This is a genomic window from Pseudomonas sp. PDM17 (assembly GCF_014851985.1).
In the GTDB taxonomy this organism is placed as follows: Bacteria; Pseudomonadota; Gammaproteobacteria; order Pseudomonadales; family Pseudomonadaceae; genus Pseudomonas.
The window spans coordinates 37,364-46,153 of sequence record NZ_JACVAT010000013.1; the positions used below are offsets into that span (position 1 = coordinate 37,364).

General features: G+C 59.4%; 9 protein-coding genes. 1 reads left to right on the top strand and 8 read right to left on the bottom strand.

Annotated elements, in window-relative coordinates; genetic code table 11:
• Nucleotides 1-16 precede the first annotated feature (16 nt).
• Nucleotides 17-808 (top strand): SDR family NAD(P)-dependent oxidoreductase, encoded by a 792-nt coding sequence (locus tag IB256_RS30190; RefSeq protein ID WP_192404977.1) that lies wholly within the window; start codon nucleotides 17-19, stop codon nucleotides 806-808.
• 90 nt (nucleotides 809-898) lie between these two features.
• Here the strand turns inward: IB256_RS30190 and IB256_RS30740 are convergent, their stop codons facing one another.
• The 8 genes from IB256_RS30740 to IB256_RS30230 all read right to left on the bottom strand — a co-directional run.
• Nucleotides 899-1,858: a hypothetical protein gene (locus IB256_RS30740; RefSeq protein WP_225602032.1), complete on the bottom strand. Its 960-nt coding sequence runs from the start codon at nucleotides 1,856-1,858 to the stop codon at nucleotides 899-901.
• Complete coding sequence (locus IB256_RS30200; RefSeq protein WP_192296317.1) at nucleotides 1,849-2,256, bottom strand: hypothetical protein; 408 nt, start codon at nucleotides 2,254-2,256, stop codon at nucleotides 1,849-1,851. The genes IB256_RS30740 and IB256_RS30200 overlap by 10 nt, the downstream gene beginning before the upstream one ends.
• Nucleotides 2,257-2,258: 2 nt before the next feature.
• Nucleotides 2,259-3,209, bottom strand: coding sequence for a hypothetical protein (locus IB256_RS30205; RefSeq protein WP_192404978.1), 951 nt, complete (start codon nucleotides 3,207-3,209; stop codon nucleotides 2,259-2,261).
• Nucleotides 3,200-3,607, bottom strand: a complete 408-nt coding sequence (locus IB256_RS30210) for a hypothetical protein (protein WP_192404979.1) — start codon at nucleotides 3,605-3,607, stop codon at nucleotides 3,200-3,202. The genes IB256_RS30205 and IB256_RS30210 overlap by 10 nt, the downstream gene beginning before the upstream one ends.
• A 2-nt stretch (nucleotides 3,608-3,609) precedes the next feature.
• Nucleotides 3,610-4,305, bottom strand: a complete 696-nt coding sequence (locus tag IB256_RS30215; protein WP_225602033.1) for a hypothetical protein — start codon at nucleotides 4,303-4,305, stop codon at nucleotides 3,610-3,612.
• On the bottom strand, nucleotides 4,298-5,584 hold the full coding sequence (locus IB256_RS30220; RefSeq protein ID WP_192296316.1) for a sel1 repeat family protein: 1,287 nt from the start codon (nucleotides 5,582-5,584) through the stop codon (nucleotides 4,298-4,300). Before IB256_RS30220 ends, IB256_RS30215 begins: the two co-directional genes overlap by 8 nt.
• The gene (locus tag IB256_RS30225; protein ID WP_192404980.1) at nucleotides 5,584-7,443 is read right to left on the bottom strand and encodes a phospholipase D-like domain-containing protein; all 1,860 of its coding nucleotides are present in this window, start codon (nucleotides 7,441-7,443) and stop codon (nucleotides 5,584-5,586) included. Before IB256_RS30225 ends, IB256_RS30220 begins: the two co-directional genes overlap by 1 nt.
• On the bottom strand, nucleotides 7,440-8,790 hold a 1,351-nt coding region (locus IB256_RS30230), incomplete at its 5' end, for a DUF2345 domain-containing protein (protein WP_192404981.1). The genes IB256_RS30230 and IB256_RS30225, both read right to left, overlap by 4 nt.

Consider the following 8,790-nt stretch of genomic DNA (forward strand, 5'->3'; position numbering starts at 1 on the left):
GATGAGGATTGAACACATGCAGATCGATCTCGGCGGCAACACCGCCATCATCAGCGGCTCCACCGGGGGCATCGGCCTGGGCATCGCCCGCCAGTTGGCCGCGTCGGGCGCCGACGTCGTCATAGTCGGGCGCAATGCCGCCTCCGTGGACGATGCCGTAGCCGGCATCCGTGCCAGCAACGGCAAGGCCCGCGGCGTGGTTGCCGACCTGGGCAATGCCGCCGGTGCAGACGTGCTGTTCGCCGCCGAACCCCGCGCCGATATCCTGGTGAACAACCTGGGCATCTACAACGACGTCGATTTCTACGAAACCCAGGACCAGGAATGGCTGGACTTCTACGAGATCAACGTGCTCTCCGGCATACGCCTGGCCCGTCACTACACCCCCGGCATGGTGGAGCGCGGTTGGGGCCGGGTAATCTTCCTGTCCTCGGAATCGGGCGTGGCCATTCCCGCGCAGATGATCAACTACGGCGTCACCAAGGCCGCCAACCTCGCCGTCTCCCACGGCCTGGCCAAGCGCCTGGCGGGCACCGGCGTCACCGTCAACGCCATCCTCCCCGGCCCGACCTTCACCGAAGGCGTGGCCAACCTGGTGTCCGACGCCGTGCGCCACTCCGGTCGCAGCGCCCGCGAGGAAGCCGACGCCTTCGTCCGCCGAGAACGTCCCAGCTCGATCATCCAGCGCGTCGCCGAAGTCGATGAAGTAGCCGCCCTGGCGACCTATGTCGCTTCGCCCTACTCCTCCGCCACCACCGGCGCCGCGCTGCGGGTGGATGGAGGCGTGGTGGATAGCCTGGCGATCTGACTCGGCCTGCTCTTATCGACTTGAGGCTAAAAGGAAAAATCATTCGCCATTGCCGTTTACATGAAGGCGACAATGGCGAGATGGAAATGGCTAGACCTTCAGCCCCTGCGCTCGCTCAAGGTCTACCAGCCGCGTGGTCGGCCCGTCAGGGTGCAGGCGCTCTTTCACCCATTGAGGCCACTGACCGCGAGAGCGGCGTTTGGCGATGTCATAGGTGAAATCCTGCAGCCAATGCATGGGATAGAAAATGATCTCGCCTGTCAAAGTCGCGATATCCATCCACTCGAAATAGCGATGATCCCGCCGGGCTTTCTGCTTTTCAGCGATGTTACGCAAGGTATTTTTATGCCAATCACGCGGACGTAACTGGCCGGCTCTGACCATTTCCTTAACGTAGACATCCGATTCGCTATGTTGGCCGTTTTCATCGAACCAGGGGCCATTGTCCATGTAGGCCTGCAGCCAAGCCCAGAAGCCGCACTGCATTTCCAAACTCTTGCCCATGGGCGGGGACAGGGAAATGAACAGCGCCTGTTCGGCATCGCCGAAGCGGCGCACCACGGTTTCCAGGGTGGCGTTGTTCATGCCACCGCTGTGCGGCCCCACGGTCATGAACTGGCAGGCCACGGCCTGCGCTTCGTCCCAGGGCATGTGGTACAGCTCGCCCTCATGGTCGTAATAGATTTCGCGGGTACGGCGGTTGAAGAGGATGGCTAAAGGAAGGGGTTGGCTGATTTCCCAGAGGAATGGAGGGAACAAGCAGATCGGAATAAGCGGCAAGGTATAGAACAATCCCTCCGGCTTACCTGCCAATAGCATCCAGGGAATCATCACCAGATTCAGCACAATGGCGATCCCGCCAAGCACACCTGTTGGCATTCCCCGATAAGTTTCTCCTCCCGCCTTGAGCGCCAGGTACTGTTCGGTATGTTCCTCAGTGACGAACATTTCCCAGGGCTGCTGCCCGGTCGGCTCGTTGGCCTTGAGGATCACACCCGGTGCATTGCCGTGGCGGGCCAAGGCCTGTTGCATCAGCGCATTCAGATCCATAGCCGCTCCTCCACATTGACTGGCGGCAGGACGAGGCCTGGTTGGGGGCTGTAGTGCAAAACGCCCTTGAGAGCAGCCAGGGTGCGGTCACCCTCCTTGTGGTAGACACGGCGATAGAGCGGCTTGTGGTGCTGCCAGTTGATGCCGCTGTTGATGACGGCATTGAAGTCGCTCAGGGTCCAGATAACAGGCCGCTCCAAGGTGAGTACGCCGGGCAGGTATTCCCAGCCTTCTACCCCGGAAAACTCCACTTGGGCATCGTCGGGCAGGAACTTGCCGCCGCCGTAAAGCAGCAGATAGACGGAGGAAATCGTTTCACCGCTGTAGGGGTGGATTTCGTTGAGGCTGGTGGCGGCGAATAACGCGTACCGCGTTATTCGCCCTACGGTGGATGGCATGGTCAGACGTCCAGCCCCTGCGCACGCTCCAGGTCTACCAGCCGTGTGGTGGGGCCGTCGGGGTGCAGGCGCTCTTTCACCAATTGAGGCCACTGACCGCGAGAGCGGCGTTTGGCGATGTCATAGGTGACATCTTCAATCTTGCGCATGGGATAAAAAATCACATGCCCACAGAACATCAAGAAATCGCTCCATTTTTCCTGAGTAGGACTCGCCTCCGTTCCGTTGAGAATGCGCCAGTAATAGCCCAGATAGTCCGAGCCGCGCATGCTGCCCGCTTTGATCATTGTTTTGACGTAGGCATCCAACTCGCTGCGTTGGCCGTTCTCATCGAACCAGGGGCCGTTGTCCATATAGGCCTGCAGCCAAGCCCAGAAGCCGCACTGCATTTCCAAACTCTTTCCCATGGGCGGAGATAAGGAGATGAACAAGGCCTGCTCCGCATCACCATAACGGCGCACCACGGTTTCCAGGGTGGCGTTGTCCATGCCGCCGCTGTGCGGTCCCACCGCCATGAATTGGCAAGCCACCGCCTGAGCCTCGTCCCAGGGCATGTGGTACAGCTCGCCCTCATGGTCGTAATAGATTTCGCGGGTGCGGCGGTTGAAGAGGATGGGTAAAGGAAGGGGTTGGCTGATTTCCCAGAGGAATGGCGCCATCAGGGCAAACGCAATTATTCCTAATGAAATCCAGATCCCGTCCCAGTCCCCTTTGAGCGCAAATAAAATGGCAAAGACACTGAATCCACAAAGTGTCATTCCGCCTAGCATCCCTGTGAGCATCCCTCGATAGTTCTCTCCCCTCCTCTTGAGCGCTAAGTAGTACTCAGTATGTTCCTCAGTGACGAACATTTCCCAGGGCTGCTGCCCGGTCGGTTCATTGGCCTTGAGAATCACCCCCGGAGTGTTGCCGTGGCGGGCCAGGGCCTGTTGCATCAGCGCATTCAGATCCATAGCCGTTCCTCCACATCGACTGGCGGCAGGACGAGGCCTGGTTGGGGGTTGTAGTGCAAAACGCCCTTGATAGCGGCGAGCGTGCGGTCCCCTTCCTTGTGGTAGACACGTCGATAGAGTGGTTTGTGATGCTGCCAGTTGATGCCGCTGTTGATGACCGCACTGAAGTCGCTCAGGGTCCAGATAACAGGCCGCTCCAAGGTGCGTACGCCGGGCAGGTATTCCCAGCCTTCTACCCCGGAAAACTCCACTTGGGCATCGTCGGGCAGGAACTTGCCGCCGCTGTAGAGCAGCAGGTAGACGGAGGAAATCGTGTCGCCGCTGTAGGGGTGGATTTCGTTGAGGCTGGTGGCGGCGAATAACGCGTACCGCGTTATTCGCCCTACGGTGGATGGCATGGTCAGACGTCCAGCTCCTGCGCACGCTCAAGGTCTACCAGCCGTGTGATGGGGCCGTCGGGGTGCAGGCGCTCTTTCACCAATTGAGGCCACTGACCGCGAGAGTGGCGTTTGGCGATGGCATAGGTGAAGTCCTGCAGCTTGAACATGGGGAAAAAGATTAGGGAGAAGCCGAGCATTACAAAGTCAGTCACTCGTGGTTTCTCGCTGATGCCGTTGGATTCCCTGCCTCGAATGATCCGCCAATAACGCGCAACGTTATCGGAAAAACGGAATTTCCCTATTTCCACTGTTTGCTTGACGTAGGCATCCGATTCGCTGCGTTGGCCGTCCTCATCAAACCAGGGGCCGTTATTCATATAGGCCTGCAGCCAGGCCCAGAAACCGCATTGCATCTCCAGGTTCTTGCCCATGGGCGGGGACAGGGAAATGAACAGCGCCTGTTCGGCATCGCCGAAGCGGCGCACCACGGTTTCCAGGGTGGCGTTGCTCATGCCACCGCTGTGCGGCCTCACGGTCATGAACTGGCAGGCCACGGCCTGCGGTGAGGGCTTAGGGAACTGCTCCTTGGCGCAGGTAAAGGCGAGGTTGACCCTGGTCTGGGAAAGCGAATCCAACGGCGCCGGACGCGCGGCGGGGTACCCACCGCAACCAGTCAGCGCCAGGCAAAACGCCCAGACCACAACCCCCTTATGCATCGCCGTAGAAACTCCATGCCACGGTTTCGTTAGTCAGGGTGGTTTTGTCCTTCAGCGGCCAGGGGCGGATGATGAAGCGCTTGACGTCCCAGGTGGGGAAGATGTCGCCCTGCTTGAACAGGCGGACGGTATCGGTCTTGACGATGCTGCGCTCCGCGGACCAGAGCACGCGCCAGTAGCCGGCGCGTGGGCACGGCTGGCCGCTGTGGCAGATATGGAAATCGGTGGCGCGGATAAACGCCTGGGAACCGGGTAGCGGCTTGCCAGTAGCGGGGTCCAGGCCCTTGGCCTTGGCCAACTGCTCAATCAGCGCTTCGCTGGGTTTGGGCGGCGGGATATTGGCTTCGCGTTCCTCCAGCCATTTGAGCTTCCCATCCCATGGCGGAAGCTTGGCCGGCGGCAGAGGAACAATCTCGTTGATCTCGGGGATCTTGGGAAAAGCGTAGGAGTAACTGCCAAGAACCTCACCAATTTTCTTATAACGGCCTGCGCGCTCCAAATCCTTATTCTGTCCCAAATAATAAAACTGATCATCTGAATTCTGACGACGAAATCCTTCATCTAGAAATGAAGCTGCGCCCTCATCACCAGCAGCCACACCCATCTGAAATGCGGCAAGAGCCTCCGAATATTTTCCCTCCTCTTGAAAATACACACCAAGTAAAGCAGCAGCCTCTCCGTTACCCTGCTTAGCCGCACAGCTACGCATCTGAAAAGCAATGTCGGGAGCCATACGCTTTGGCGCTAACTTATTAGCAATGTAAACCTGAGCCTCTGCGCTACCTTCGTCAGCAGCTTTACGGTAATACCGCAACGCCATCTCTGGGTCCTTTTTTAATCCTGCCGCACCGCGCTGCAGGAATAATCCGACAAAGAAATACCCACTAGCCACCTGCGCATCAATTAATTGCTGGCTCATACGCAGATGCTCATCGCCGTTTAACTGGTAATGACTGCGCAGCGCACCGTTCTGCAAGTTGACATTCGCCTTGCTGTGACCGTTTTCCGAGGCAATGCGGTAGATCCGTTCAATCTGTGTATTGACGGTTCTGCTCTGTTTTAGCTGGTTGCTCTTTTCCAGCCAACGGGCATATTGGTAGAGAACATCGCTATCCGCTGATGGCTCAGGAAACTGTTCATATTTGCAACTGAAAGCCAGATTGGCCTTGATGTTCGATAGCGAGTCCATAGCGCTCCCTTTATTCGTCGGGGCCACAGCATTGATAGTTCCGCTACACGCGGCCAGCAGCAGGCTGGTTAGCAGCAGTATCCGACGCATCAGTCTTTATTACTCAAAATAGGTTCGTCGTAACGAAATTCGATCAGAGAGGCCCAAGGCTCCCCTTCATCCTCCTGACGCTTTCTATTTTTTCGGATAACGTTCTGCCAAGTCTTGAATGCTTCCGCAGCAATATCCTGCGCCGCTCTTTTATCTGTATGTAGATTCCATAACTCCCGTCGCATCCGTTTACTCACCTCATACCGCTCATGGGCAATATTCAATTCACTGTCCACCTGCATGCTGCGGGTATTGATATTGGCCGAGCCGTGGGTGGTGAAGACGTCGTTGACGATCATCAGCTTGGAGTGGATGTACACCGGCATCCAGGGTTTGCCCGGCGGAGAGTCCGGGGCCACCAGGGAGCAGACATGGATTTTCAGGCCGGGGCGTTCTTCGAAACCGTAAGGTCTGGCGGCATCCTCGCCGGGTAACGGATCGTCGTCGGTGATGGTGGGTTCAAGCGGCGTCTGTGCGTCCGAATCAGCCTTTCGCGGTTTGGCTCGCTCATCCACTACGGGCTCACCCCGCATCAGCTTGGTGACCTTGGGAATGGTGTCGGCCCGGCCCAGGGCGTCGAGCATGCGCTGGGTATTGACGGTGCCAGGGCCGATGCCCTCTTCGTTGGCGTTGGTGACGACGAACAGGTGCAGGGCGCCATGCTTGCCGGGGTCGCGTCCATCGGCTGTCTGCCGCGCGGCCGTCTGGAGGATGGCGTCGGCCAATGGCGGGCAGCGGAAGTACTGGTTTTCGATGTAGATGTACTCGGTGGCGTTGTTGATCGCCCGCAGGTAGAGGCGCTCTATGTCACGCTTGTTTTCCTGGGCCTGGGTTCGCAGAAGCTGCGCCATGACCAGATCGCTGCCTTCTTCGCAGCGGTCGAAGGAAAGCTGCTCTGCAACCTGCATTGCCTGCCGCGCTTCGATCAGGTCCTCGCCGGTTTCCTTTTCCCAGGCGGTGGCGAAGTTGTGATGCAGGTGTTCCAGTATCGGGCCGCGCACCTTGCTGGAAATATCCTGGCGGGGCCATTTGCCGCGCGGCCCCTCGTTTGGCCCGTAGGGCTTGCCGTCGGGGTCCTTGGGGTCGACAGGGCTCTTGAGGTCGCCACTGGGGCGCCGCTTGGAGGAGTGCGCACTGGTGTCCCAGTAGGCATCGAGCATGTTGTGGCCCATGACGAAGCCGACGGCCTTATCGGGCAGTTCGTAGTCGACCAGTACGGTTTTCTGGTGGTGAGTGGGCGCCGCGAAGTAAGAGAAAAGTGTCGAGGTGCTGATGCCGGGGTCTAGCGCCTGATTGGCCGCGCGCCAGGCAATCTCCACCCGGTCGGCGAAGCCGAAGCCACGGCTGACGAAGACCGGGAGCCCTTTACCTACCCGGTCCTTGGCGGTCCAGCCGGAGGCCGAACATTCGGCGAACCATTCACGGTCCTTGGCATACTGAACTTCCGTTGCTGTCTGTCCTTCACGATCCCAGAGGTGCGGCCCCTTGCCCGGCAGGTTGGCTTCTCCCGCGAAGCCGGCCGCGTTGAAAGGTGCCTCCCAGCCCAGCACGCGCACCTGCATGTCCTTCTCCGCCGCCTTTTGCTTGAGCAGGTCGCCAATCGACGGGCTCTTGCCGTCGCGGATGAAGTACATGGACGGCTGGAAACCCCAGCAGATGATGTCGATGGACCTCTCGGCCTTGGCGATAGCCTCGTGGACAGCCCTGAAGGCTTCTTCGCCATTGATCAGGTATTGATAGAGCGCGGGTACCGGATGGTATTCGGTGCGGCGCATGAACCAAGGTGAAATGCAGGTGGCTTCGTTGCTGTGTTGGAGAGCCACCGGGACAGTGATTTCAAGTTTTTCGCATTGACTCATGGCTGTTCTCCTTCGCGGCCGGCCAACAGGTTCAGCAACCGTGCATACAGTCCTCTATCGTCCACATGCTTGATGGGCTGCTTCACGCGCGGGTCAGTTTCGGAGGGGTGGTTCTGCAGGCCACGGTTGGCAAGTTCGCCGCTCGCGGCATTGCGGTAGTCGGTGGGGACAGGAATCTGATAGCTCACGCCACTGCTGGTCTCGAGCCGATAGTTCCGGGTGACGACCTGATGATCGAGCGCTATATGGCCTGTCTCATCCAGAACGCCTTCCTGCAGCAACGCACCATCGGCATAGAGCTTGTAGGGCATGCCGGCCCACGCCAGCTGGGGCGCATTGGGCGTTTGGGGAATGTTGATGCGCAGGCGCTCCACGGACTGGAGCTTCGGATACTCAGGATGGGTCGCCGACATGCTGGCGGGACCGCGCAGGGAAAAGTGCGCGGCCTTGATGTTGAAGTCGCCGCGGGAGCCCAATTCGATGCGGTAAGGGTCGAGGGTGATGTAGCTGCCGCCTGCGTTGAGGGTGATTTTCTTCTTCGCGACGATGTGCACCTCATCCTCGGTGCTGGTGATTTCCAGGCCGTGGCGGGCGAGCAGTTCCATCCGATCGTTCTGCGCCTGGATCGTGACGGGCCCCTGATTGGCGAAGAGCTTCATGCCCATCTTCCTGGCGAACAGGCCGATGCCTTCGCCGACTGCTGCGGTGAAGCGCTTGGCGACGCTGATATCCATGTTGGCGCCAGCGGTGGCGATCAGGTTTTTCCCTGCCGCCAGTTGCAGGTGCCCGCCGCTGGTAGCAGCGATGCCGTCGGGTGCCGAGGCGAGGATGCCCGGTTCCCGGAGCAGCTCCAGAGCGGCCTTGAGTTGTTCCGGAGCGTATTGGTCGGGCTCGTGTGTCACGGCCAGCGCGGCGTCGCGGGCCATGGCGCGGATCTGCTCCAGGGCTTGTTCCAGCTCACGAACGGCGGCCTGCATATCCAGCGTTTGGCCCTGTGCGCCGGGCTGGGCGTCGGCGCTGATGAACACACCCTTGCCGGCCCGTACTGCGCCCCAGCCATCGGTGCGTAGCTCGAAGCCTTCGCCGCGCTGCTGCCGTTGTGCATCTACCAGATGGCCAAGATTCAACTGGCTCTTGCCGCTGTACTCCGTGGACAGCTTGATGTGCTCTTTCCCACGTGAGTCGTCCAAGCGCAGCTTGTTGTTGGCCGGTGTGCGCAGGACGTTGCGCTTGTAGTTTTTCAGGGTGACGTGGTCGGGATGCCGCGAGTCGTGCATGGCGTAGGCGATGTAGGGCCGGTCCGGGTCGCCGTTTTCGAAGGCGATCCGTACTTCGGTGCCTTGTATC